General features: G+C 71.3%; 21 protein-coding genes. 7 read left to right on the forward strand and 14 right to left on the reverse strand.

The genetic code is table 11. The annotated features are described in order from the left end of the window. Nucleotides 1-67: 67 nt before the first annotated feature. On the reverse strand, nt 68-1,048 hold the full coding sequence (locus ABD241_RS09260) for a serine/threonine-protein kinase (RefSeq protein WP_344060980.1): 981 nt from the start codon (nt 1,046-1,048) through the stop codon (nt 68-70). A gap of 251 nt (nt 1,049-1,299) precedes the next feature. On the opposite strand from ABD241_RS09260, the gene ABD241_RS09265 reads away from it, so the two are divergent. Then, nucleotides 1,300-1,893, forward strand: a complete 594-nt coding sequence (locus tag ABD241_RS09265) for a DoxX family protein (RefSeq protein ID WP_344060983.1) — start codon at nt 1,300-1,302, stop codon at nt 1,891-1,893. Between the two features lie 99 nt (nt 1,894-1,992). Here the strand turns inward: ABD241_RS09265 and ABD241_RS09270 are convergent, their stop codons facing one another. Beyond that, nucleotides 1,993-3,747 carry an L-lactate permease gene (locus ABD241_RS09270; protein ID WP_344060986.1) on the reverse strand — a complete coding sequence of 585 codons (1,755 nt, stop codon included), beginning with the start codon at nt 3,745-3,747 and terminating at the stop codon, nt 1,993-1,995. 83 nt (nt 3,748-3,830) lie between these two features. On the opposite strand from ABD241_RS09270, the gene ABD241_RS09275 reads away from it, so the two are divergent. Beyond that, nucleotides 3,831-4,499, forward strand: a complete 669-nt coding sequence (locus ABD241_RS09275; RefSeq protein WP_344060989.1) for a GntR family transcriptional regulator — start codon at nt 3,831-3,833, stop codon at nt 4,497-4,499. Nucleotides 4,500-4,511: 12 nt separating this feature from the next. Here the strand turns inward: ABD241_RS09275 and ABD241_RS09280 are convergent, their stop codons facing one another. From ABD241_RS09280 to ABD241_RS09305, 6 genes are read right to left on the reverse strand one after another with little or no spacing between them, the layout of a single operon-like run. Beyond that, a complete protein-coding gene (locus tag ABD241_RS09280) occupies nt 4,512-6,299 on the reverse strand; it encodes a gamma-glutamyltransferase family protein (RefSeq protein ID WP_344060992.1) in 1,788 nt (595 codons plus the stop codon). Next, nucleotides 6,296-7,426 (reverse strand): ABC transporter ATP-binding protein, encoded by a 1,131-nt coding sequence (locus ABD241_RS09285; RefSeq protein ID WP_344060995.1) that lies wholly within the window; start codon nt 7,424-7,426, stop codon nt 6,296-6,298. Before ABD241_RS09285 ends, ABD241_RS09280 begins: the two co-directional genes overlap by 4 nt. Next, on the reverse strand, nt 7,423-8,532 hold the full coding sequence (locus ABD241_RS09290; protein ID WP_344060998.1) for an ABC transporter ATP-binding protein: 1,110 nt from the start codon (nt 8,530-8,532) through the stop codon (nt 7,423-7,425). The genes ABD241_RS09285 and ABD241_RS09290 overlap by 4 nt, the downstream gene beginning before the upstream one ends. Then, the gene (locus tag ABD241_RS09295) at nt 8,529-9,419 is read right to left on the reverse strand and encodes an ABC transporter permease (RefSeq protein ID WP_344061001.1); all 891 of its coding nucleotides are present in this window, start codon (nt 9,417-9,419) and stop codon (nt 8,529-8,531) included. The genes ABD241_RS09290 and ABD241_RS09295 overlap by 4 nt, the downstream gene beginning before the upstream one ends. After that, on the reverse strand, nt 9,416-10,372 hold the full coding sequence (locus ABD241_RS09300) for an ABC transporter permease (protein ID WP_344061004.1): 957 nt from the start codon (nt 10,370-10,372) through the stop codon (nt 9,416-9,418). The genes ABD241_RS09295 and ABD241_RS09300 overlap by 4 nt, the downstream gene beginning before the upstream one ends. Nucleotides 10,373-10,377: 5 nt before the next feature. Then, nucleotides 10,378-12,066 carry an ABC transporter substrate-binding protein gene (locus ABD241_RS09305; RefSeq protein ID WP_344061007.1) on the reverse strand — a complete coding sequence of 563 codons (1,689 nt, stop codon included), beginning with the start codon at nt 12,064-12,066 and terminating at the stop codon, nt 10,378-10,380. Between the two features lie 327 nt (nt 12,067-12,393). Here ABD241_RS09305 and ABD241_RS09310 point away from each other — a divergent pair, with 327 nt between their 5' ends. The 4 genes from ABD241_RS09310 (at nt 12,394) to ABD241_RS09325 (ending at nt 16,908) form a co-directional block, all read left to right on the forward strand. Then, nucleotides 12,394-12,858, forward strand: a complete 465-nt coding sequence (locus tag ABD241_RS09310) for a DUF7144 family membrane protein (protein WP_344061010.1) — start codon at nt 12,394-12,396, stop codon at nt 12,856-12,858. A 287-nt stretch (nt 12,859-13,145) separates the two neighbouring features. Further along, a complete protein-coding gene (locus tag ABD241_RS09315) occupies nt 13,146-16,052 on the forward strand; it encodes an arylsulfatase (RefSeq protein ID WP_344061013.1) in 2,907 nt (968 codons plus the stop codon). A gap of 59 nt (nt 16,053-16,111) precedes the next feature. Further along, nucleotides 16,112-16,570 (forward strand): DUF6325 family protein, encoded by a 459-nt coding sequence (locus ABD241_RS09320; RefSeq protein WP_344061016.1) that lies wholly within the window; start codon nt 16,112-16,114, stop codon nt 16,568-16,570. An 11-nt stretch (nt 16,571-16,581) separates the two neighbouring features. Then, a complete protein-coding gene (locus ABD241_RS09325; protein ID WP_344061019.1) occupies nt 16,582-16,908 on the forward strand; it encodes an SHOCT domain-containing protein in 327 nt (108 codons plus the stop codon). 129 nt (nt 16,909-17,037) lie between these two features. Here ABD241_RS09325 and ABD241_RS09330 read toward each other — a convergent pair whose 3' ends face one another. After that, nucleotides 17,038-17,520, reverse strand: coding sequence for a hypothetical protein (locus ABD241_RS09330; protein WP_344061022.1), 483 nt, complete (start codon nt 17,518-17,520; stop codon nt 17,038-17,040). Nucleotides 17,521-17,751: 231 nt separating this feature from the next. On the opposite strand from ABD241_RS09330, the gene ABD241_RS09335 reads away from it, so the two are divergent. Further along, complete coding sequence (locus tag ABD241_RS09335) at nt 17,752-19,119, forward strand: MFS transporter (RefSeq protein ID WP_344061025.1); 1,368 nt, start codon at nt 17,752-17,754, stop codon at nt 19,117-19,119. Between the two features lie 85 nt (nt 19,120-19,204). On the opposite strand, the gene ABD241_RS09340 is transcribed toward ABD241_RS09335, so the two are convergent. The 5 genes from ABD241_RS09340 to ABD241_RS09360 all read right to left on the reverse strand — a co-directional run bounded on the left by ABD241_RS09340 (nt 19,205) and on the right by ABD241_RS09360 (nt 24,375). After that, nucleotides 19,205-20,125 carry a carbohydrate ABC transporter permease gene (locus ABD241_RS09340; RefSeq protein WP_344061028.1) on the reverse strand — a complete coding sequence of 307 codons (921 nt, stop codon included), beginning with the start codon at nt 20,123-20,125 and terminating at the stop codon, nt 19,205-19,207. Further along, nucleotides 20,125-21,012, reverse strand: coding sequence for a carbohydrate ABC transporter permease (locus ABD241_RS09345; protein ID WP_344061031.1), 888 nt, complete (start codon nt 21,010-21,012; stop codon nt 20,125-20,127). The genes ABD241_RS09340 and ABD241_RS09345 overlap by 1 nt, the downstream gene beginning before the upstream one ends. A gap of 125 nt (nt 21,013-21,137) precedes the next feature. After that, on the reverse strand, nt 21,138-22,490 hold the full coding sequence (locus ABD241_RS09350) for an ABC transporter substrate-binding protein (RefSeq protein WP_344061034.1): 1,353 nt from the start codon (nt 22,488-22,490) through the stop codon (nt 21,138-21,140). Further along, complete coding sequence (locus ABD241_RS09355; RefSeq protein WP_344061037.1) at nt 22,487-23,341, reverse strand: PfkB family carbohydrate kinase; 855 nt, start codon at nt 23,339-23,341, stop codon at nt 22,487-22,489. Before ABD241_RS09355 ends, ABD241_RS09350 begins: the two co-directional genes overlap by 4 nt. An 11-nt stretch (nt 23,342-23,352) precedes the next feature. Continuing rightward, the gene (locus ABD241_RS09360) at nt 23,353-24,375 is read right to left on the reverse strand and encodes an SIS domain-containing protein (protein WP_344061040.1); all 1,023 of its coding nucleotides are present in this window, start codon (nt 24,373-24,375) and stop codon (nt 23,353-23,355) included.

Here is a 24,375-nt window from a genome sequence, read left to right on the forward strand (position 1 = left end):
GGCGACGTACGTCAGCGCTGCGACGCGCGGGGCGCGTCCGGGCCGGCGGGGACCCGGAGAGAGCGGCTCAGTCGACCAGGCTGGACGGCATGGCCTGGGTGGCTCCGAGCTCGTCGTCGTGCACCTGGTGCCGCTCGGCCACCTCACCCTCGAGCTCGTCGACCTCGTCGAGCATCTCGGCCGGCGACCCGTTGATCGCGGTCGCGAGTCCGAGCGCCAGGCCCCGCAGCTCCTGGTCGCCGAGGCCGAGCCGGACGGCGACGGCCGCGGCGTTGGCCGGGCGCTTCTCGGGGTCCTTCTCGAGGCACTCGTTGATGAGGTCGCGCAGGTCGGCCGGCACGTCGTCGGGCAGCGGCGGCGTGGGCTCGTTGACGTGGCTGAGCGCCGTCGCGATGGGGGTGCCCCGGTCGAAGGGGCGCTTGCCCGAGAGCATCTCGTGGCCGACGACGCCGAGCGCGTAGAGGTCGCTCGCGCCGGTCGCGGCGTGCCCGAGGGCCTGCTCCGGGCTGATGTAGTTCGGGGTGCCGAGCATCTCGCCGTGCTGCGTGTGGCCGGACGCGTCGAGCGCACGAGCGATGCCGAAGTCGGTGAGCTTCACGAGCCCGTCGTCGCGGACCATGATGTTGGCCGGCTTGATGTCCCGGTGGACAACGCGGGCCTCGTGCGCCACACCGAGCGCGAGCGCCGCCTGGCCGAGGATCGAGCGGACCTCGCCCGGCGGCAGGGCCCCGCGCTCGTTGAGGATCGCCGACAGCGGCTCGCCCGTGACGAGCTCCATGACGAGGTAGGCCAGGCCGTCGTCCTCGCCGTAGTCGAAGACGGTCGCGATGTTGGTGTGGAGCAGCGCGGCCGAGTGCACGGCCTCGTCGCGGAAGCGAAGGGCGAAGAGACGCTCGTGGTCGACGTCGGGACGCATGATCTTGACCGCGACCTCGCGCTGGAGCACCGAGTCGGTGCCCGCCCAGACGTCAGCCATGCCACCGGAGGCGATCCGGTGGTCGAGGCGGTAGCGGTCGCCGAGCACGAACCCTTCCTGCAGGCGGTTCATCTCAGCGGCACCTCTGTCTTCCAGGACTGAAGGTGCACGTCAGTTGACATCTCAGGAGCCTTCGTCAGCGGTATGTTACGGGACGCGAGGGCCGGATCAGCACTCACGGGTGTCTCTGCTGAACCGCTCCCCGGCTGCGCGGCTTCGCTTCACATACCCCCCGCCTCACGGCCCGCAACGGTGCCGTCCGCGCCGATTTTCCGACGGTTCGGCCCGGGTTTGCCGGCAGCAGGCCCGGGTACCCGTGAACCATGAAGATCGGAAGACTGGCCGCCCGCGCGGTCATCGGAGGCCTGTTCGTCGGGCACGGCACCCAGAAGCTGTTCGGCTGGTTCGGCGGCCCCGGCCTCGAGGGCACGGAGCAGATGATGGGCGCCCTGAAGATGAAGCCCGCCCGACCCAACGCCATCGCGGCCGGGGTCTCCGAGGCTGCGGGCGGCGCGCTGCTCCTGGCCGGGGCTGCCACCCCACTGGCCGCCTCGAGCCTCATCGGCACGATGCTGACCGCCATCTGGAAGGTCCACAGGCCCAAGGGGGTGTGGGTCACCGAAGGCGGGTGGGAGTACAACGCGGTCCTGATCGCGGCGCTGGTGGCGCTCATCGACGCCGGTCCCGGCGAGGTGTCCGTCGATGCGGCCCTGGGCCGTGAGGAGTGGGGTCCCGGGTGGGCCCTGGGCGGTTTGGCCCTCGGCGCCGCGGCCTCGTCCGCGGCCATCGCCCTCGGCCGGCGCGGCTCGTCCCCCGCCGAGGCGGCGCAGGAGGCCGCTGCCGGGGAGAGCGAGGTCGGCAGGGCCGCCACCGGCGACACGGCGGGTGACCCCGTCACGGCGGTCAGCGACGACTGAGCCGGCGTACGCGTCCGGGCCCGCCGGCGCGCCCGGCGCCACCGGACGGGCGCCGTCCTGCTCGGCAGCGCGACAGCGTCCGCTGGGCGGTTCGACCCGTCACGAGTGCAGGGCCACGAGTACGCACGTGGTCGCCATCGCTGACACGAGCAGCACGGCGGCCGGCAGCAGCGTCATGCGGAGCACGTCCCCAGCGCGTCGGGCAGCCCCCACGGCCGTGAGTCCGAGGACGATGACGACCGGAGCCAGCGAGTTGCCGATGTTGCCGCCCGCGAGCTGACCCGCCAGCAGGTCCGCCGGCCGGTCGCCGACCAGGTGGGCGATGTCCGCCTGCAGGGACGAGAAGAGCGCGTTGGAGCTGGTCGTCGAGCCGGTGATGAAGGAACCCAGGGCACCGACCAGGGGCGCGATGGCGGGATAGGCGGACCCGGTCGCAGCGGCTGCGCCCTGGGCGACGACGCGCACCATCCCGCTGTCGACGAGGACCCCCGCGACCGATGCGAGCAGCACCACGGACGGCGAGGACTTCCACGCCTGCCTCACCGTGCCTCGCCAGACCGGCGCCCAGGCGCGCGGCGACCAGGCCCCGCTGCGCCACCAGACGGCGACGCTGCCCGCGCACGCGATGAGCAGGATGGTCCCCGGGTGCCCCAGCAGCGCGAGCGGGTTGTAGAGCTCCACTGCCGGGTTCGTGGTCCCGAGCGAGGTCGTCGTGGCCGGGAAGGACGGTCCCACGAGCAGGTGCGACTTGGCCCACGACCGCAGGGCCGGCGGCAGGAAGATGGCCAGGGCCACGAGCGCGAGAAGGGCGTACGGGACGGCAGCCGCGCGAGCCCGCTCGACGGTGTGATCCTGCTCGGGCGTGGCCACCCCTTCGTCGGAGGGCGCCGGCGAGGGGCCCGCGGCCGGGCCGAGCTGGGCCTGCCCCTCCGGGGCGCGTGAGGCAGCGCGCTGGCCGACCGGCACCTCGTCCGACCGGCGGACGTCCACCGAGGCGGCCGATGCTGCGCCGCGGCCGACGGTGGAGCGCCCGGGCCAGCGTCGCAGCAGCATGACCATGGCGACTCCGGAGGCTCCGGCGCACAGGGCGCCGATCCCGGGCTCCAGCCCGGCGACCCCCGCCTGGACCAGCGCCATCACGGGCCCCACGACGAGCAGCATCCGCCGGCCCTCGACCAGCCCCCGCCAGCCACCGTCCATCACGGCCACGAGCGCCCCGGCCAGCACGGCGTTGATGCCGAGGGCGATCGCCGAGGCCGCGGCATACTCGCCCTGCTCGAGCGGGTGCAGGTGTGCCGTCAGCGCCCCCATGTAGAAGGAGGAGCCCATCGAGCCGAATCCGACGGCCCAGTGGTAGCCGATGAGCGGCAGGGCCACGGCTCGCGCCTTGCTGATGCCGAGAGCGACCAGCAGCGGTGCGGCCACGGCGATGGGCGTGCCGAACCCCGAGACGCCCTGGATGAACGAGGGCAGCACCCACGCGAGCAGGAGCACGTTCTCCGTGCGGCGCGGCAGGAGCGTCGACAACGCACGACCGAGCGAGGCCATCCCCACGTGCGAGGCGAGGTGGTGCATGAGCAGCGCCGGCCAGATGACGTAGAGGATCCAGATCCCCACCCAGGCGCCCTTGCCGAGGCCGACCCCGACCGTCAGGGGGTCGGCACCGAAGACCAGCAGCGCCAGTACCGCGCTGTAGAGCACCGTGACGACGGCGTTGACGACGGTCGAGAAGCGACCCCACAGCACGAGCGCGAGGAGCAGCACGACGGGGCTGACGGCGAGAGCCCAGGTCCCGACCGGGACTGTCGCCAGACCGCCGACCGTGCCGGTGGCATTGTCGAAAAGCAATGGCATGAAGTGTCTTTCGTATACGGTGTACATGGTCGAATCAGGCGACACATCGGGGTGCTCGGCGGCCATCTGGAGAGGGAGCGGCCATGAGCGTCAGCCAGACCCGGACGATCGGGAGCCAGCACCAGGCGCTGCGCGATCAGGTGCTCGACGAGCTGCGCCGGCGCATCGTCAACGGCGACTACCCGCCCGGCGAGCGGCTGACGGAGGAGCGCCTTGCCGCCGACTTCGGGGTCTCGCGCAACCCGGTGCGCGAGGCGCTGCGCATCGTCGAGGCGGACGGGCTGGTCACGATGATGCCGCGGCGCGGTGCCGTGGTCGCCACCCCCGAGGCATCCGCCGTCGCCGACCTCTTCGCGGTGCGCTCCGCCCTCGAGACCATCGCCGCCCGGCTGGCGGCCGAGCGGGCGACGCCGGCGCAGGTGGCCGAGCTGCGTGGGCTGCTCGAGGAGGCCCGTGACGCCACCGACAGGGACGACCTGTCACGCGTCGCCGAGCTCAACAGCGCCCTGCACCTCGCCGTGATCGGGATCAGCGGCAACCGGTGGCTGACCTCGATCGCGAGCTCGATGTACCTCCACGTGCACTGGGTGTTCCGCGTCGGCGCGGCCGACCGCGCCCCGCACTCCTGGAAGGAGCACATCCGCCTCATCGACGCCATCGCCGCCGGTGACGCCGACGAGGCGGAGGCAGCCGCCCGCGCCCACGTCGACGCCGCCGCCCACGCGGCGCGCGAGAACGTCACCCGCGAGTGACTGCGGCGTCGGTCACCGACCCACCGCATAGCCCTGCATCCCCCGGGGGTTGGCGCCGGCCCGGACCACCCCGGACTCGGCGTCCCGGGTCACGGCACAGAGCCTCCCGAGGCTCCACGGGTCCGACACGCGGACCGTGTGGCCGCGCGCCTCGAGCTCGGCCACGCCCTGCGGCCCGACCCGCTCCTCGATGACCAGCACCCCCGGCTCGGCCTCCCTCGGGTAGAAGGACGCCGGCAGGCTCGTGGTGTGGAAGGAGGGCGCGTCGATCGCCTCCTGCAGGCTCTTGCCCTGCACGAGGTGGCTGAGCAGGAAGACCAGCTGCCACTGCTCCTGCTGGTCGCCGCCGGGGGAGCCGCAGGCCATCACCGGCCGGCCCTCCTGCAGCACCAGGGTGGGCGTGAGGGTCGTGCGCGGCCGCCGGCCGGGCGCGAGCGAGGAGGGCAGGCCCTCCTCGAGCCAGAACATCTGCATCCGGCTGCCGAGGCAGAACCCGAGCTCCGGGATCGTCGGCGAGCTCTGCAGCCAGCCACCGCTCGGCGTCGCCGACACCATGTTGCCCCACCGGTCGACGACGTCGACGTGGCACGTGTCGCCGCGCGTCACCCCCGTCGGGGCGACCGTGGGCTCGCCCGTCGTGGCGTCGACCGACGCGACCGGGCGCTCGTCGCCGAACCTGGCGTATGCCGCGAGCACCGGCTCGCGGCCGTCCGGGCTCCCGGGACGGAGCGAGGTGGACGCGCGGTCACCGATCAGCGCGACGCGCTCGGCGGCATACTCCCTCGACAGCAGCGTCCCGATCGGGACGTCGACGTCGCCGTACCACGCCTCCCGGTCGGCGAAGGAGAGCTTGAGGGCCTCGGTGACGCAGTGGATGCCGTGCGGGGTCGAGGGGTCGAGCGCCGCGGGGTCGTCGAGCGCCTCGAGCAGGCGCAGGCTCTGCAGCAGGACCGGGCCCTGGCCCCACGGTCCCGTCTTGGCGAGGGTGTAGCCCTGGAAGTCCACCGTGGCCGGCGCCTCCCACGTCGCCGAGAACGCCGCCATGTCGGCCCCGGTGACCAGACCCCCGTGCGCCTCCCCGCTCGAGTCGCGGAACGCCTTGCGCGAGAAGGTGTCCACGGCATCGGCCACGAAACCCTGGCTCCACGCCCGGCGGGCTGCGTCGATCTGCTCCTCGCGTCCGCCACCGGCCGCGCGACCCTCGGCGACCAGGCGCTCCAGGGTGCCGGCATACGCCGGGTTGACGAAGAGGGCGCCCGGGCGGGGGGCCTCACCGCCGCGCAGCCACAGGTCGGCGGAAGTCGACCAGTCGCTCTCGAACAGCTCGCGCACCGTCTCGATCGTGGCGGAGACCCGCTCGAGGAGCGGGTGGCCGTGCCGGGCGTAGCCGATGGCCGGCTCGAGCACCTCCGCGAGGCTCATGGTGCCCTCGTCGCGGAGCAGGAGCAGCCAGGCGTCGACCGCGCCGGGAACCGCTGCCGCGAGCGGCCCCGACCCGGGGATGAGGTCGAGCCCCTCGGACCGGTAGTGCTCGATGGTGGCACCTGCGGGCGCCGGCCCCTGGCCGCACAGCACCCGGGGGGCGGGGTCCTCGGCGGTGGCGATGACCGCCGGGACCTCGCCTCCAGGACCGTTGAGGTGCGGTTCGACGACGTGGAGGACGAAGCCGGCGGCGACCGCCGCGTCGAACGCGTTGCCCCCGAGCTCGAGGACGCGCATGGCCGACTGCGAGGCGAGCCAGTGCGTGGAGGAGACCATGCCGAAGGTGCCCTCGAGGGTGGGTCGGGTAGTGAAAGTCATGTGAGGCTTTCCGTGGTCGAGGTCGTCGAGGTCGTCGAGGTCGTCGAGGTCGCCGAGGCGGCTGGTGTCGTCGGGCTGGTCGCCGACGCTGCTGCGTCGCTGCGGATGTCGGGTCCGGTCCCGTCCTGCGCCACGAGGTGGCAGGCCACCGTGCCGCCGTCGCCGACCGTGCGCAGCGCCGGGACCTCCTCGGCGCACCGCGGCACCGCCACGGGGCAGCGGGTGTGGAAGCGGCAGCCCGACGGCGGGTCCATGGCCGAGGGGAGGTCGTCACCGAGCAGCACGGGCGTGCGCGCCCGCTGCCGCGCTGGGTCGGCGACGGGCGCGGCGGACAGCAGCGCCTGGGTGTACGGGTGCCGGGGGTGGGCGAAGATCTCCTCGCGGGTGCCCACCTCGACGAGCTGGCCCAGGTACATCACGGCGATCTCGTCGGCGAGGTACTCGACGGCCGACAGGTCGTGCGTGATGAAGAGGCACGCGAACCCGATGTCGCGCTGCAGGTCGGCCAGCAGGTTGAGCACGGCGGCCTGGACCGACACGTCGAGGGCACTCGTCGGCTCGTCCGCCACGAGCAGGCTCGGCTCGGACATCAGCGCCCGGGCCAGGCTCACCCGCTGGCGCTGCCCTCCGGACAGCTCGTGCGGGTAGCGCTCGGCCACCTCGGGACGCAGCCCGACCCGGCGCAGGCTCTCCTTGACCCGCTCGGCCCGCTCGCGCCGGTTCGAGCGCGTGGCCTGAAGGCGGAGCGGTTCGCCGACCACCTCGCCGACGAGCATGCGCGGGTCGAGGGAGCCTGCCGGGTCCTGGAAGACGATCGAGACGTCGCGGCGGTGCTCGCGCAGCTCCTTGCGGGACAGGTGGGTGATGTCCGTGCCTCCCAGCCTCACCGTGCCGGCGCTCGGCTCCACGAGGCGCACGATGCAGCGGCCCACCGTCGACTTGCCCGAGCCACTCTCGCCGACGAGGGCGGTCACCTGGCCCTTCCTGATGCGCAGGGACACGCCGTCGACGGCGCGGACGGGACCGAAGTGCATGACGAGCTCGTCGAGCTCGAGCACCGGCTCACCCGGGCCGGTGGTGGTGGACTGGGACCCGCTCGGGGCGGTCTCCACGGATGCGGGCTTCATCGAGACTCCTGGCGTGTCGGTCGGGCGGCCTCGCCGCGGGGGTGCCAGCACGCGACCCGGTGCTCGGTCGTGCACGGGCCCGCGCCGGAGCCCTCCGACGGTGCGTCGGGCAGCGCGTCGGGCAGCGCGTCGGGCAGCGCGGCGAAGGGCGGGGCCGAGGTGCTGCACCGCTCCGAGGCGGCGGGGCAGCGATCGGCGAAGGTGCAGGCATCAGGCTGCACCTCGAGGACCGGCACGAGACCGGGGATCTCCTGCAGCCGGTGCGTCCCCGCGTGGTGGCCGGGGCGCGGCGAGGCCGCGAGCAGGCCCGCCGTGTAGTGGTGCTGGGGGCGCGCGAAGAGCTCGTGGACGGTGGCGCTCTCGACGACGCGACCGGCATACATCACCATGACGCGGTCGGCCACGTCGGCGATGACGCCGAGGTCGTGGGTGATGACGAGGATGCTTGTGCCGAACCGGTCGCGCAGGCCGCGCAGCACGTCGAGGATGCCCGCCTGAACCGTGACGTCGAGCGCGGTCGTGGGCTCGTCGGCCACGAGGACCTTCGGCCGGCAGGCGACCGCCATCGCGATCATGACGCGCTGGCGCATGCCGCCCGAGAGCTGGTGGGGGTAGTGCTTGATGCGCTCGCGGGGGGACGGGATCCCCACCACGGTCAGCAGCTCGACCGCCTGCTCCAGCGCCTCGCGACGGCTCAGCCGCTCGTGCGCCTGCAGCACCTCGACGACCTGCCGGCCCACCGTCAGGACGGGGTTCAGCGAGCTCATCGGCTCCTGGAAGATGTAGGCGATGTCGCGGCCGCGGACCCCGCGCAGGGCGCTGGGCTTGGCCCCGACGAGCTCGACACCGTCGAGCCGCACCGACCCCTCGACGCGGGTGCTGCGTGGCAGCAGCCCGGCCAGGCTCATCGCCGTGACGCTCTTGCCACACCCCGACTCGCCGACGATGCCGACGATCTCGCCGGGGGCCACCCGCAGGTCGACGTGGTCCACGGCGGAGACCGAGCCCACCTCGGTGCGGAAGGTCACCGTGAGCCCGTTGACGTCCAGGACCGGACGGCTCTCGAGCTGAGCGGTGGCGTCAACGGCGTCTGTGGTCGCGGTCATCGGCGACTCGCTTTCGGGTCGAGGGCGTCGCGCAGGCTGTCGCCGAACACGTTGAACGCCAGTGCGAGCACCATGATCGCCACGCCGGGCAGGACCGCGGCCCACGGTGCCCGGGCTGCGAACTGCTGCGCGTTGGCCAGCATCGTGCCGAGGCTCGGTGACGGCGGCTGGATGCCGAGGCCGAGGAACGACAGCACGGCCTCGCCGAGGATGGCGGCGGGGATCGCGACGGTGGCCTGCACCAGCACCACGGACGTGGCGTTCGGGAGGATGTGCCGGGCCAGGACCCAGAGGTCGCTCGCCCCGTGCACGACCGCCGCGGCGACGAAGTCGAGCGACTTGAGCCGCAGCGCGTCCGAGCGCACGACGCGGATGACGCCCGGGATCTGGGCGATGCCGATGGCCAGCGCCGCGTTGGCGAGGCTGGCACCGCGGATGGCCGCGAGGCCGACGGCCAGGATGAGGAACGGGAAGGCGAGGAGCAGGTCGGTGACCCGGGAGATCACCGAGTCGGCCCCTCGGAAGTAGCCCGCCACGAGCCCGAGCGGCACCCCGACCAGCAGGGCGGTCAGCACCGCCAGCAGGGCGACCTCCAGCGAGGCCCTGGCTCCCAGCATGATCCGCGACAGGACGTCACGGCCCAGGTCGTCGGTGCCGAGCAGGTGGCCCGGGGTCCCCGGTGGCGCCAGCGTGTTGGAGAAGTCGGTGTGCTCGGGGGCGTAGGGGGCGACCCACGGCGCCACCACCGCCACCACGACGGCGACGGCGAGCACCGTGAAGCTCGCGACGGCCAGTGGGTTGCGGCGCAGCCGGCGCAGCACGCGTGAGCGCTGGCCGCGTTCGACGCGTGGGGCCGACCCGACGGTCAGGGCGGTGTCGACGCTCATGAGGTCTCTCCGGTGATGCGAACCCTGGGGTCGATGAGCGAGTAGAGCAGGTCGACCACGAAGTTGATGACGATGTACGAGGTCGCCGTGACGAGGACGACGGCCTGGATCACGGGGTAGTCGCGCTGGAAGACGGCGTCGATCGTCATCTTGCCGAAGCCGGGCAGCCCGAAGATCTGCTCGGTCACCACCGCCCCGGAGATGAGTCCGCCGAGTTGCAGGCCGACGATGGTGACGACGACGATCAGGCTGTTGCGCAGTGCGTGCCGTCCGATGACGGCCCTCGGGCTCAGGCCCTTGGCCTCCGCCGTGCGGACGTAGTCGGTCGAGAGCGCGTCGAGCATGGAGGACCGCGTCTGGCGCATGATGACCGCCGACAGCCCCGTCCCGAGGATGACGGCCGGGAGGATCACGTGGTGGAGGTTGTCCGTGACGCTCTCCCCGAGCGGCACGAAGCCCGACGCGGGGAACAGGCCCGTCGCCACCGACAGGTAGAGGATGGCGATGAGTCCCAGCCAGAAGTGCGGGACGGACAGGCCGAGGAGCGCGAACGCGTTGGCGACCCACTCGGACGGGCGGCCGCGACGCACCGCGGCGACGACGCCCGCCCCGACGCCGAGCACCACGGCGATGCCGATGGCGAGCAGCGACAGCTCCACCGTGACGGGGATGGCCGTGGCGAGCATCGACCTGACCGACTCACCGGTCCGGACCGAGATGCCCAGGTCCCCCTGCAGGGCATGGGTGACGAAGCGCCAGAACTGCACGGGCAGGGACTGGTCGAGGCCGTACTCGGCGCGGATCGCGGCGAGCGCCTGCGGGGTCCGGTCCTCGCCCGCGAGGGCGAGGGCCGGATCCCCGGGCAGGGCCCGGACACCGAGGAAGACGACCACGGTGGCGAGCAGCAACGTCACCAGCGACTGCCAGGCCCGGTGGAACAGGTAGCGACGCACGACGACTACTTGGCCATCCCGGCGAGGGCGACCCGGACGACACCGTCGGGGAACACCTGAACGCCCTTGAGCGAGTTGGACACGCCGGTCAGGTTGCGCTGGCGGTAGAGGTAGATCAGCGGGTCGGTCTGGTGCAGCCGGTCGATCACCTGGGCGTAGAGGTCGCGTCGCTGGCTCACGTCCTGGGTCTGCCTCGCCTTGGCGAGCAGGTCGTCGACCTGCTGGTCGCTGAAGCCGGAGACGTTCTGGCTGCCCCCGGTGCCGACGAAGTTGGTGATGTTGGCGTCCGGGTCGATCCGGCCCGACCAGCCGAGCTGCAGCAGGCTGAACTGACCCTGGTCCTCCTGGTCGAGGAGCGAGGCGTACTCCACCGGCTTGATCTTCAAGTCGAAGCCGCCCTCCTTCACCATCGACTGGATCGCCTGGGCGAGCCGCAGGCTGTCGGGGTTGTTGGAGGTGATCATCTCGATCGGGAAGGGCGTCTGGACGCCCGCCTCCTTGAGCAGCGCCTTGGACTTCTCCGGGTCGTGCGCCGTGCACTTCTGGGCGGCGTCGCTGGAGAACTCGCTGGCCGGCGAGATGGGCGAGCAGGCGACGGTGTTGAGGTCGTTGAAGATGACCTTCACCAGGCCGGCGCGGTCGATCGCGTACTCGAAGGCCTGGCGGACCCGGGGGTCCTTGGCCTCGGGGGTGTCCCTCATCCTCGGGGGAGCGTCGACGCCGTCGGAGTTGCCGATGTTGAACGTGACGCCCTGGTAGCCGAGGGACTGCGACTGCAGGACCTGCAGGGACTTCTCCTGCTTGAGCCCGGGGACGTCCTGCGCCGACAGGGAGTCGGCCACCATGACGTCACCGGAACGCAGGTTGGCGGCACGGATGCTGGCGTCGGTGATGATCCGGTAGCTGATCTTGTCGAGGTGGACCTTGTCGGCCGCGTAGTAGTTCGGGTCCTTGACCAGGTCGATGGAGTTCTGCGGTACGCGCTTGGCGAACTTGAACGGGCCGACGCACACGGGCGCCGACGCGAAGTTCGACCCCAGCTGCTTGGCAGCCGTGGGACTGACGATCATGCCGGCGCGGTCGGTGAGGGCCGCGGTCAGGGGCGCGAAGGGCTTGGACAGGGAGATGACCACCGTCTGGGGGTCCTTGGCGGCCACGGCCGTGATGGGGCCGAGCTCGCTCTTGCGGCCCGATCCCTTGAGGGTGAGGTCGCGCTCGAGGGACGCCTTGACCGCCGCGGCGTCGAACGGCGTGCCGTCGGCGAACTTCACGCCGGTCCTCACGGAGATCGTCACGGTCTTGCCGTCACCGCTGACCGTCGGCAGGGCGGTGGCCAGCTGCGGCACGATCTTGGCGGACTGGTCGACGTCGTAGAGCTTCTCGCACATGGCGTTGAAGACGTAGCGCGAGTAGAGGCTGCGCGAGAGGGCGGGATCGAGCTTGTCCGGCTCCGCCGAGAGAGCCATGACCAGGGAGCCACCCTGCTTGACCGCGCCCGGGTCGGCCGGCGAGCCGAAGCTGTCGGCACCGGACGCGCCCGATCCTGCGGCCGTTCCGCCCGTGCTGCCGTGGTTCGCGCTCGGCCCGACGGCGGAGCACCCTGCGGCTCCGAGGGAGGTGGCCGCAAGCACGACGGCCAGTGCGCGCGCTCGCGCCCAGGCCGGCGAGGAGGTCGAGACGTTCCGAACTGTCATGACACGCTCCGATGGTGGGGGTAAGCGAAGTTCGGCGATCGTATCCTGTATACAAGGCTCAATGGCAGGTCCGGAGTCGGGTTTTTTCGGCGGATTCCGTGACGCTGAGCGGCACACCGGTCGTCGGGACGCGCGCCGCCGGCTCGGGACCGACCCGTGGCCCTGACGACCGGCCTGAGCGTCCGGCGCACCACGTGTCGGGGCCGGTCGCCAGTGGGATGCGTCGCACCCGCCGGGCCCTAGATCACTCGTTCAGGATGATGCCCCGCGCATCCGGAGCGGCGAGCGTGGAGTTGGCAGAACGTCTCGTCTAACTGGAGGAACATCATGAGCGACGTGCGCCAGCAGACTCCGGCGACCGGAGCCAACCGGATACCGCAGGGGTCGGGATCAGGGGTTCCCGCGGAGGACAGATGGAGTGGCTGGGTCCTGTTCGGCTCGATGATGCTGATCATGCTCGGCTGCTTCCAAGGCATCGCCGGGCTCGTGGCCCTCTTCAACAAGGGCTACTACCTCGTCGGTAAGAACGGACTGGTCGTCCACGTCGACTACACCTGGTGGGGCTGGGCACACCTGATCGTCGGTGTGGCCGCCCTCGTGGCCGGCTTCGGCCTCTTCACCGGCCGCATGTGGGCCCGCATCACCGGCATCGCGGTGGCCGGCATCAGCGCGCTCGTGAACTTCGCCTTCATCCCGGCCTTCCCGCTGTGGGCGCTGACGATGATCGTGGTCGACTTCCTCGTCATCTACGGCATCGCCGCGCACGGCAAGGAAGTCGGGACCAGCGTCTGAGGCCCGGAAGGAGCTCGGGGGTGCGGGCACCCCAGGACATCGACGAGACGTCCTGGGGTGCCCGCGTATGCCGGCCGGCGAGCTCCGGGGAGCGGGCCGGCACGCGCTGCCGATGGTCGCGTCGGAGTCACCCCGGGAGGGTGACGTGGAAACGACGTCCGGGCAGGACGCTGAGCATGCCGCGGTGCGCGAGGAGGGCAACGCCCCTCGCCATCGGGGTGCCGCCGCATGCGACGCGGCCGAAGCCCTGTGCCTGAACCAGCTGAGGACGAGAGGGAGATGACGTGATGGGGAAGACAGTGACCGACGTGCTGGTGGCGGGCTACCGGGACAGCGCGGACGCGAGGGCGGACTTCGACGCGCTCGTGGCCGACGTGCGCCAGAAGAAGGCGGCGATCGAGGGCGTCATCCTGGTCACTCACGCCGAGGACGGGCAGGTCACGGTCGAGCTGACCGGGGACCACCTCGGCCGCACCGGCGCCCGGTGGGGCGGCGGGGTCGGCCTGGCCGTGGGCCTCATCGCGCCGGCGCTGCTGGCCACCACCGTGGCGACCGGAGGCGTCGTCGGCTGGCTGGCCGGTCGCTTCACCCGGAACCGGGTCCAGCAGCAGATCCAGGAACGGGTCGGCGAGAACCTGCCGCCGGGCTCGGCCGGCGTCATCGCCGTCTTCGAGGACGAGCAGCGGCTCGCCGTCGAACGCGCCTTGACCCGCACCCAGGCCCGCTCCCTCGTCCAGGGCGACCACGAGGGCATGAGCGCGCTGAAGGACTCCCTCGCCGAGGCCATGGGCAAGTTCAGCCCGGACCGCACGGTCCTTCCGATCCCCGACCGGAACTTCGGTGGCATGGTCGGGCGCACCCTGGGTGACTCGATCGCGGACTGGACCATCGTGGCACCGGTCAGGCCGCCCGAGGGGGCTCCCAACGTGCTCATCGCCCTGATCGACGACGCGGGGTTCGGCGGCCCGACCACGTTCGGCGGCGCCATCGAGACGCCCAACCTGACCCGGGTGCAACGAATGGGCCTGACCTACAACCGCTTCCACGTCACCGCCGTGTGCTCCCCGACCCGCGCGGCGCTGCTGACCGGCCGGAACAACCACCGGGTCGGCTTCGGGTCGATCGCGGAGTACCCGGGACCCTTCCCCGGCTACACGGCGGCCGTGCCGAAGAGCTGCGCGGCCCTGCCGCGGATCCTCCGTGACAACGGCTACGTCACCGGCGGGTTCGGCAAGTGGCACCTGACCCCGGACAACGTCCAGGGCGCCGCAGGCCCCTTCGACCGCTGGCCGCTGTCCTGGGGCTTCGACCACTTCTGGGGCTTCCTGTCCGGGGCGGCCGGCCAGTACGACCCGATCATCACCCAGGACAACTCCGTCCTCGGCGTTCCGGAGGGCAAGGACGGGGAGCAGTACTACTTCCCCGACGACCTCACCGACAAGGCGGTCGAGTGGCTGCACGCGGTGCGGGCCCAGGACACCGAGAAGCCGTGGTTCATGTACTACTCGACCGGCTGCAGCCATGCGCCCCACCACGTGGCCACCGAGTGGGCCGACAAGTACAAGGGCCAGTTCGACGAGGGCTGGGACGCCTACCGCGAGCACACGCTGGAGCGGCAGAAGCAGCTGGGCCTGGTCCCGCCGGACACCGGGCTCACCGAGCGCCCCGACCTCTTCCCGGCGTGGGACTCGCTGACGCCGGCACAGAAGAAGCTCTACGTCCGGCAGATGGAGGTCTTCGCGGGCTACTCGGAGAACGCCGACTGGAACGTCGGTCGGCTCCTCGACGCCATCGAGCAGGCCGGCGACCTCGACAACACCCTGGTCTTCTACGTCTGGGGCGACAACGGCGCCAGCATGGAGGGGACGCTCACCGGTTCGTTCAACGAGACGACCTTCCTCAACGGGGTGGACCTCGACGCGGACCAGCAGCTCGCGCTGATCGACCGCTACGGCGGGTCCGAGGCCCTGGGCGGCGACCACACGGCACCGCACTTCGCGGCCGCGTGGGGGCACGCCAACAACACCCCGTTCCAGTGGGGCAAGCAGACCGGCAGCCACCTCGGAGGGACCCGCGACCCGATGGTGGTCGCCTGGCCGCGCCGGATCAGCCCGGACCAGGCCGTGCGCAGCCAGTTCACCCACTGCATCGACATCGCCCCCACGGTGCTGGAGGCCGCCGGCATCCCCGAGCCGACCCGGGTCGACGGGATCGACCAGGAGGCCATGGACGGCACCAGCTTCCTCTACACCTTCGACGACCGCGACGCGGACGAGCGCCACACCGTGCAGTACTCCGAGGCCTTCGCCAACCGGAGCATCTACAAGGACGGCTGGTGGGCGTGCGCGCGGATCGACCGGGTTCCGTGGGGCTTCTCGCCCGAGACGCTGGCCCGGTTCGCGCCCGGCGTCTACGACCCGGAGCAGGACGTGTGGGAGCTGTACTACCTGCCCGAGGACTTCTCCCAGGCCCACGACCTCGCCGAGAAGCACCCGGAGAAGCTCGAGGAGCTGAAGGCCCTGTTCTGGGAGGAGGCCGAACGCAACCGCGTCCTGCCGCTGCTCGGCGGACTGTGCGTGATGTACGGCATCCTGCCGCCGCTGCCGCCCCTCACCCGTCGCGCGTTCGCCGGGGACGTGCAGAACGTGCAGCGAGGCATGATCCCCTTCGTCTACGGGCGCTCCTACGCGATCGAGGCCGACCTGCACGTGCCCGACGACGGTGCCGAGGGCGTCATCGTGGCGAACGCCGACTTCATCGGCGGCTTCGCCCTCTGGGTCGACGGCGAGCACCGCCTCAACCACACCTACTCGTTCCTCGGGGTGGAGTCCAGCCGGCAGGTGTCGACGTCACCGCTGCCCACGGGCGACGTCACCGTGAAGATGCTCTTCGAGGCCGACCAGAACAAGCCCGGCACCGGCGGCATGGTCACGCTGTGGGTGGGCGGCGAGCAGGTGGGCGGGGGCAGGATCCCGCGAACGGTCCCCGTCGCGTTCTCGACGTATGCCGGCATGGACATCGGCCGCGACAACGGCCTCGTCGTGGACAGGGACTACGAGGACAAGGCGCCGTACGCGTTCACCGGCACCGTCAGGGAGGTCGTCTTCGACCTCAAGCCGGGCTCCCCGGAGGAGGAGGCGGAGCTGCACCGGCACGGCGCGGCCCACGCGGTCGCGCACGGCATCCACGCCTGACCACCGAGCTCGGCATCACGCCGTCACGGATCGCACGACAGATCTCACGAAGGAGAGAAATGACAAGCACAGACACCACCCCGGTCGTCGCCGACGTCTCCGGCCCGATCGACTTCGTCCTGTTGGAGTTCCCGCAGGACCGGCTGACCGGGGCGGCCGGCAACGCCCTGATGGACCTCGTCGAGCGTGGCCTGATCCGGCTCTTCGACCTGATGGTCATCAGCAAGGACGCCGACGGCGGCGTGGACGTCCTCGAGGTCACCGACCCGACCTCGCCCGCCGGCGGGTTCGCCTACTTCCACGGGGCCCGGTCCGGCCTGCTCGGCGACGACGACGTCGCCGAGGCTGCCGCCGCCATGTCCCCGGGGACGGTCGCCGCCCTCATCGTCTACGAGAACACCTGGGCCGCGCCGTTCGTCGCAGCGGCCCGCGACAGCGGCGGTGAGCTCATCGCCAGCGCCCGCATCCCGGCGACCGAGGTCATGGCCGCCCTCGAGAACCTCGACCCGAACAGCTGAAGGAGCACCCCATGCCAGGACTTCTGCGAGGAGTCGCACGCACCGCCGTCGTCGCCGGGACCGCATCGGCGGTCGCCGGGCGCGTCCAGCGCCACCAGGCCGAGAAGTTCGCCACGCGCGACGCCGGCATCGCCGCCAAGGAGCAGGCGGCCTACGAGGAGCAGACCAACCCGGGGCCGGCCGCACCGCCACCGCCTCCGCCGGCGGCCCCGGCTCCCGCACCGGCCGCGCCGGTCGACGTCGTCGGGCAGCTCAAGGGTCTGGCCGAGCTCAAGGACCAGGGCATCCTCACCGAGGAGGAGTTCGCCGCGCAGAAGGCGAAGATTCTCGGCGCCTGAGGGGCGGGCCACTCGGCTCCCAGGCGCCGCCGGCCTGACCGCATCGGCCGGGCCGGCGGTGCCCGGGAGCTCCCACGTCGCATACGGCATACGGCCGCTCGCTTCAGCGGCCGCAGGATCCCGTGGGTGTCACTCGGTGACGACGGTCGCGCGTACGCGGTCGAGCATGTCCTGCTCGCGCTCACTGACCAGCTCGGCGCCGAACCCCATGAACCCACCCTCCTTGGCGGCGTTGGCCGCTGCCTGCGCAGCAGCCACCAGCCACTGCCCGAAGGCCGCGGTCTCCTCGGGGGTGGCCTTGGCGGCGACGGCTGCGTGGACGGCGCCCAGCTCCTCGAGCACCTGGTCGCCGGGCGGCGACCCCTTCGTGGGCTTGAAGCCGGTGAGCGGGTTGTGGTGCGCCTGCACCTGACCCTGGATCTCCAGGGCCACCTCGGCCAGCAGCTGCTCCCGGCTCGGGGGGTTGGTGGCGCTCTTGAGGGTCGCCATCGACTCCTTGGCGGCCTCGATGGGGCCGCCCGGGTCCGCCAGCGAGATCGCCATCCCGGCCACCAGCGGTGAGCGCACGATGCGCGTCCACTCCTCCTCGGTGAAGTCGCTCTTCGAGGTCACGGTGTTCCTTCCTTCCCGATGAGGGCGTCCGGTCCCGGGCGCCGTCTGACGCCACGATTCAGCGCCGGCCCGGGAGGTCGCATCATCCACGCAGGATGATGTGTGCGCACTCGCACGGCTGACACCCTCGGAGCAGCCCTGGACCCGGCTCGGTGGCCGGCTCCGACCGAAAGCGGGTGCCCCATGTCCGAGATGACCGCAACTGGCCGAACGTCGAACGCCCTGAGGAGGGTGCTCGTCCCACTCGCCCTCGCGCAGTTCATCTGCAGCTTCGCCGGCTCGAACATGAACGTGATGATCAACGACATCAGCCACGACCTCGACACCACCGTCCAGGGCGTCCAGGTCGCCATCACGCTCTTCCTCCTCGTCATGGCCGCACTGATGATCCCCGGGGGCAAGCTCAGCGACCGCTACGGCCGGAAACGGTGCTTCACCATCGGCCTGGTCGTCTACGGGGTGGGCGCGCTGCTCAGTGCCGTCGCTCCCGGGCTGGGCGTCCTCATCCTCGGGAACTCGCTGCTCGAAGGCGTCGGCACGGCCCTGCTCATCCCCCCGGTCTACATCCTCACGACCCTGCTCTTCACGCAGACGGCCTCCCGGGCCCGCGCCTTCGGGGCGATCAGCGCGATGGGCGGGGTCGGCGCGGCGGCCGGACCCCTGATCGGTGGCCTGATCACCTCCGCGATCAGCTGGCGCGCCGCGTTCGTCTTCCAGGCCCTCGTGATCGCCGTGATCGTCCTGCTCAGTCGCCGCATCACGGACCCGCTGCCCCCGGACCGGACCATGGTCTTCGACACGGGCGGGGCGATCCTGTCGGCCGTCGGCCTCGTGCTCGTCGTCCTCGGCATCCTCGCCGCCGACAACAACGGCTGGCTCATGGTGGCCCTGGTGGTGGCCGGGGCCCTGGTGCTGCTGTGGTTCTTCCTCTGGATCCGCGCCAAGGAGCGCAGGGGCGAGACGCCGCTGCTGTCGACCGCCCTCTTCCGCAACCGCACGTCCAACCTCGGTCTCGTGACCCAGAACATCCAGTGGCTGATGCTCCTCGGCGTCTCGTTCACCGTCGCGGCGTACCTGCAGACCGTCCGCGGCTACGACGCGATCCAGACCGGCGTGATCTTCACGGCAGCCACCGTCGGCCTGCTGCTCTCGTCCCTGGGTGCCGAACGCTTCGCGAAGCGACGCGCGCAGCGGACCCTCATCATGCTGGGCTTCGTCATCACGATCGTGGGCGTCGGTGTCCTGATCGCCATGGTCGGCGGGTCCTCGACCCCGTGGGCGTTCGCGCCCGGCCTCTTCCTGATCGGGTTCGGCCTCGGCGGGATGCTGACACCCTCGGTGAACGTGGTGCAGTCCAGCTTCGGCGAGGCCCAACAGGGCGAGATCTCCGGGCTGTCTCGCAGCGTCTCCAACCTGGGCTCGTCCCTCGGCACGGCCATCGCCGGGACCATCCTCGTCGCGGGCCTCACCAGCAGCGCCGAGGCCGCGGCCCTGATCGTGCTGGCCGCCATCGGGCTGATCGGGCTCGTGGCCGCAGCACTGCTGCCGCGCCGGCCGGCGACGTCGGAACCGCCGGCCGGCGACGTCCCTGCGTCATGAGCCGCAGACCGCAGGTGTGAGGAAGGGCCCGGTCCCCTGAACCGGGCCCTTCCTCATGACCGAGCCTCCCCCGGGCACCCGGCCACTACTTGCCGATGCCGTCCGTCAGTCCTCGCAGGAACTGCCGCTGGCCGATGAGGAACAGGACGATCATCGGGAGCGCCGCCATCGTCAGGCCGGCGAACTGGACCGGCCAGTCGGTGAGGAGCCGGCTCTGCATGTCCATGAGACCGACGGGCAGGGTCTTGAGGTCCCCGCTGCTGATGAACACCAGGGCGAAGACGAACTCGTTCCAGGCGAAGAGGGCCTGGAGCAGCGCCGCCGACACGAGGATCGGGCGGCACATGGGTAGCACGACCTGCCAGAAGGCCTGGGTCGGCGTGCAGCCATCGAGCTTCGCGGCCTCGTCGACCTCCGAGGGGATGTCGATCATGTAGGCGCGGATCAGGAACGTGGTGAACGGGATCCGGAAGGCGGTGTAGAGGACGATCAGGGCCCAGTAGGTGTCGTAGATGTGCAGCTGCTGCAGCAGGCCGAACAGCGGGATGAGGGCGACCGTCGGGGCGAGCATGAGGCCACCGAGGAGCAGGCCGAGGATCGTGCCCTCGAAGGGCACCCGCAGCCGGACGAGAGCGTAGGCCGCCCAGGCGCTCAGCAGCACCGTGGTGAGGATCGAGGCGCCCGTCACCAGGACGCTGTTGACGAAGTACCGCACGACCCCGGAGGAGCCGGCGCGGGCGAAGTTCTCCCACCGGAGCTCGCCGGGCAGGCCCCACGGACTGGCGAAGACCTCCTGGTTGTCCTTGAAGCTGCTGAACACCATCCACAGCAGCGGGTAGAGGACGGCGACGACCAGCGCCGCGAGTCCGACCCACACCGCGACCCGCACGGCGAGGCGGCCGGCGTGGCGGCCGCCGGCGGCTCGCCGGACGGAGGCGGCAGTGGTGGCAGAGGCCGTGGTGGCCCGGGGGCCGGGGGTCGTGCGGGTCGCGCTCGAGGTAGCCATCACCATTCGATCCTCCGTCGGCGGCTGACCTGGATCTGGACGGCACCGACCGCGAGCGTGATCACGAAGATCACCGTCGCGATCGCCGACGCGTAGCCCATGTCGTCGTTGAGGAACGCGTTGCGGTAGAGCCACGTGCCGAGCACCTGGCTCGAGTTCGAGGGCCCGCCCCCGGTCATGACCATGACCTCGTTGAACACGAGGAAGGCACCCGAGATCGTCAGGATGGTGATGAGCGTCGTCATCTCCCGGACCATCGGGACCGTCACGGAGAAGAAGCGGCGGACCGGACCGGCGCCGTCGACCTTGGCCGCCTCGTGGAACTCGCGGGGGATCCGCTGGATCGCCACGACGAAGAGGATGGCCGTGTAGCCGATGGACTGCCACTGGCTCATCGCGATGATGCTCCCCATCGCGGTCCCCGGCTCCCCGAGCCAGGAGTGCTGCCAGGCACCGAGCCCGACGGCCTCGAGCAGCCGGTTCACCAGGCCGATGCGGGGGTTGTAGAGGAAGGAGAAGAGGATCCCGGCGACCGTGATCGAGATGACGGCCGGGATGAAGTAGATGGTCCGGAGGATGCCGCGCAGTCGCTGGTGCACGAACTCCTCGAGCACTGCGGCCAGGACGAGCGAGAAGCCGACCTGGCAGACCAGCGAGACGACCGCGAAGACGACGTTGTTGCGCAGGGCCTGCCAGAAGACCGGGTCGCCGAAGGCCGTCCGGTAGTTGTCCACGCCCACGAAGGTCGGACGCACGGAGAAGGCGTTCCAGGAGAAGAGGCTCAACCTGAGGTTGTCGACGATGGGGTAGTAGACGAAGACGAGCAGCAGGACCAGCGCGGGCAGGACCCAGGCCAGGGACCGCCATCGTGTCCGGATGGTGTTCATGAGAACCTCCGCGGGGTTGGCCGTGGCTGGTCGGTGTCGACCGGCCGTGTCGGGGTCGGACCGTGTGGTCCTGGAGGGAGGGGTGGGCGGCGGCGTGGACCGCCCACCCCTCCGCGGGAGGCGGGTCAGCCGGCCTGCTGCTTCGCCTTCGCGGCGGCCTGCTGGACCGCCGTCATGACGTCCTGGCTCGTCTTGGAGCCGTCGATGATGCCCTCCACGCCTGACAGGTAGGCGTTGGCCACCTCCGCGTTGGTGACCGTGTCCAGCCAGATGGCGAACTGGCTGGCCTTGCTGATGTCGGCGAGCGCGGCCTCCAGCTGGGGGAAGGCGTTCGCCGACGTGGCCGAGCCCATGACGGGGCTGAGCCAGCCGATGTCCGTGGTCAGCTTCGAGGCGTTCTGCTGGCTGGTCATGAACTTGAGCACGTCGACGGCCAGCGCAGCGTTCTTGCTCTGGGCGTTGACCATGAACCCGTCGGGAGCACCGGTCAGGGCACCGGGGTCGCCGCCCGCACCCTGCGGCGCCGGCAGGCGCATGAAGCTCCAGTTGTCGGCCACGGCCTTCGGCGCCCCGCCCTTGGCGGTGAGCACCGAGAACTCGACCGACTCGAGGTAGTGCATCGCGGCCTGCCCGTTGATGAAGGTGGCCTGGCCGGCCTCGTGGGAGACGCCGTTGGCGTCCTTGCTCGAGCACCGGCTGATGATGCTGCCGAACTGGTCGAGGGCCTTGACGTACCCGGGGTCGGTGAAGGCGCCGGTGGCCGGGTTGTAGTCCTTGGCCAGGGTGGCCGGGGCGACGTTGTACGCGTTGAGCTGGGTCATGTAGTGGATGGCGGGCCAGCCGTACTGGTTGCCGAAGGCGATGGGGATGTAGCCGGCGGACTTGAGCTTGTCGCAGTCGCCGAGCAGCTCCTCGAGGGTGGTGGGCGCTGCATTGATGCCGGCCTTGGTGAAGGCGTTCTTGTTGTACGCCAGGTACTTCGCGTCGAGGTCGATGGGCACGCCGTAGTTCTTGCCGTTGGTGGCGAACGCCTTGAGCGCGGCGGGGGAGAACGTCTTGCCCCAGGCGGTGTCGGGCCCGATCACGGAGGTGAGGTCGGCGGCGAGGCCGGCCCGGACGAACTTGTTGGCGAAGTCGCCGGCCCACGAGAAGTAGATGTCCGGTAGCTGCTTGGAGGCCGACAGGACCCTGATCTTGTCCTTGTAGGGCTGGTCACCGACCTGCTCCAGGTTGATCGTGACCTTGGGGTTGGCCTGCTCGTAGGCCTTGACGACGCTCTGGAAGTAGGGCGCGTACTTGGGGTCGGCGAACTTGGTGACCATGGTGATGGTGCCGGACTTCTCGGCGGGCGCGGCGAGGTTCTGGACGCCGCTCCCGGCCTCCACCTTCGCCGTCCCGGGGGCGCCGCAGGCAGCCAGGGCGGCCGCGACGACGGCGCTCAGCACGGCAGCGGTCGCGTTGCGTGTGGTGTGCTTCATGACAGGTCCACTCCTTTGTGGATGCGGTTGAGCGATGTGGCGAGTCCCCCGAGCGGGGTCTCGTAGCCGAAGGCGCCGAACGTGGTGCAGGCGGCGGACGCGTAGGCGGTGGCCTCTCCGAGGAGCTCGGACACGGGTGCGCCGGCGATGAGCCCGGCCAGGAACCGGGCGATGAAGGCGTCGCCGGCGCCGAGGCTGTCCACGACGGCGGTCGGCGGAGCCGGGGCGTGCAGCACCTCGTCCCCGGAGACGGCGACCGCGCCGCCGGCGCCCATGGTCACCGCGACGAGGCCAGGCCCGAGAGCGTGGATGCGCCGCGCCTCCTCGACGGCCGCCTCGACGCCGGCTCCGGGCAGCGAGCGGACCGCGATGTCGACCAGGGGCGCGTGGGCGGCGATGTAGTCGAACGGACGTTCCGAGAAGTCGAAGCACAGCCGTGACGCCGCCGCGGAGAGGTCGGCCAGCTGGTCCTCGACCATGGAGCACTCGCCGGTGTGGACGACGGCCGCCGCGGCGGCGGCTGCGAAGTCGGCCGACGTCAGCGAGAACCGCGAGACGCCGGGATCGCCGTGCTCGAAGACCCGGTTGCCCTCGACGATCCGCACCGTCGCGTACGCGTTGGCGCCGTCGACGATGCGGAGCAGGGAGGTGTCGACGCCCTCCGCCACGAGAGCGTCGAGCACGGTGCGCCCGGCGACATCCGTGCCGACAGCGCCGATGTATGCCGTGCCGGCTCCGCACCGGCGGCCGTGCACCGCGACGTTCACCGCGTTCCCGCCCGGGTAGAACACCCCGAGGTCGGGGTAGCGGTCGACCACGTTGTCGCCCACGGTGAGCAGCGTGACGTTCATGGGGACGTCCTTCAGTAGGCCATGCGGCGGTAGTAGCGACGGGTGGTGAGCGGGTGGTCGCGCAGCACCTCGAGATGGGCGCTCACCCGTTCGAGCAGGGCGCTCAGGACCGCCGGAGACACGAGCCCGCGGGTGGCGGGAGAGATGCCCGGCAGCTCCACCGAAGCCGTGTCGAGCACGTGCAGCGACTCGGTGAGGGCGGAGACGAACCGCTCGACCCGGTCGGCCAGGGGTCGGGCCGCGTCCTCACCCTTGAGCAGCAGCACGCTGACGCCCGGCTCGACGAGCTCGAGCGTGCCGTGGAAGAAGTCCGAGGCGTGCACCGGCCGGGTGCGGATCCACTGCATCTCCTCGAGAATGCACATGCCGTAGTACCAGGCCTCCGGCCAGGCGTTGCCCGCGCCGGTGACGATGTGCCAGGGCTCGGCCGCGAGCCCCACGGCGAGCTCGTGGGCCTGGGCCTCGAACGCCGCCTTGGCGGCCAGGAGCAGCCGGGGAAGCCGTTGCAGCTCGGCGACGACGCCCGCCCGGTCCTCGATGGTCCCCGTCCGTGCCATGACCGACAGGGCCAGGAGCAGCGACTGGAGGTAGAACGACTCGCAGGAGGTGTCGTCCTCGGCGAAGTTGACGAGGGCGACGTCGGCCTTGGTGGCCAGCGGGGTCTCCGCGTGGCCGGTGAGGACGAGTACCTGCGCGCCGGCCGCCTTGACGTGGTCGAGGGCGGCGAGGCTCTCGGCCGTGGTCCCGGACAGGGAGGGGATGACCACGAGCGTCCGGCGACCCACCACGGCGGAGCCGGACTCGACGAGCTCGGCCGGGAGGAGGACGTCCGCGCGGACGTCGGACCGGTCGCGGAGCAACGCCGCAGCCGGGTGCATGAGGATCCCCGCGCCCCCGGCGCCGGCGAAGACCACGTGGGTCACGCCGGAGTCGAGGGCGTCTGCCACGACGGCGTCGATGCGCTCGGCGAGGCCGACCGCTCCTGACTGGATGCGCAGGTAGCGCTCCGCGTCGAAGTTGAGCATCTCGGTCAT

Origin of the sequence: Terrabacter lapilli (assembly GCF_039531305.1) — a bacterium.
GTDB classification, from domain to species: Bacteria; Actinomycetota; Actinomycetes; order Actinomycetales; family Dermatophilaceae; genus Terrabacter; species Terrabacter lapilli.